1 protein-coding gene is annotated in these 817 nt (G+C 41.5%); it reads left to right on the forward strand.

What is annotated here, in order from left to right:
- On the forward strand, positions 1-817 hold an 817-nt coding region (locus LCI24_RS16910), incomplete at both ends, for a hypothetical protein (RefSeq protein WP_420803001.1).

The raw sequence follows: 817 nt of genomic DNA on the forward strand, positions 1-817 counted from the left end.
AGTAGTAGCAGTACCAGATCATTTAATCAATGTAACTCAAACAGCACCAGTTGTTTGTTTCGGATCAAGTACAGCAGCAGTAGAAATTGTATTTGATAGTAGCACACCATATACAGGCGGATATACTTATACAGTATTCGATGCAGGAACAGCTACAGCTATTACAGGAAGTGGAACAGGAAATGTAGCAGAAACTATTACCGGTTTAGCCGCAGGCGATTACTTTGTACGAGTAGTAATGACAGCTTACCCAGATTGTACAAGAGATACAGCTACGTTTACTATAGCAGGTCCAACAGCAGCAATTACTTATACCACAGTTCCGACAGGAATTACATGTACAGGAGATACAGACGGAAGTATTCGTGTAGATGCTGTTGCAGGCGGTTGGGGTGGCTATGAATACCAATTAGCACCAGATACAGGTTCAGCTACACCAGGCGGATCAGCAGCAGTTCCTTACAGTGGAAATAACTTATTTGAGAATTTAGCACAAGGAGATTACATTGTAACAGTGCGAGACTCGAATGGTTGTGAGGTTGCACAGAATGTTAATGTAGCCGATGTTACTCAGGTTAACTTTAGTGTTGCTAAGAATGACAATGCATGTACAACAGATGGAGGAGAGATAACAGTTACTATTGCTGATGGAACTGGACCATATACAGCTACGTTAAGCGGAGCGTTAGGATCAAGTTTTACCTTAACAGGAGCAAGCCCATTAGTCTTTAGTGGCTTAGTATCTGATACGTATACAGTTTCAGTAGTTGACAGTAACAATTGTCCAGCAGCAGGAACACAGAATGTTACGATTAAC

Source organism: Tenacibaculum larymnensis, from assembly GCF_028829235.1.
Classification (GTDB): domain Bacteria; phylum Bacteroidota; class Bacteroidia; order Flavobacteriales; family Flavobacteriaceae; genus Polaribacter; species Polaribacter larymnensis.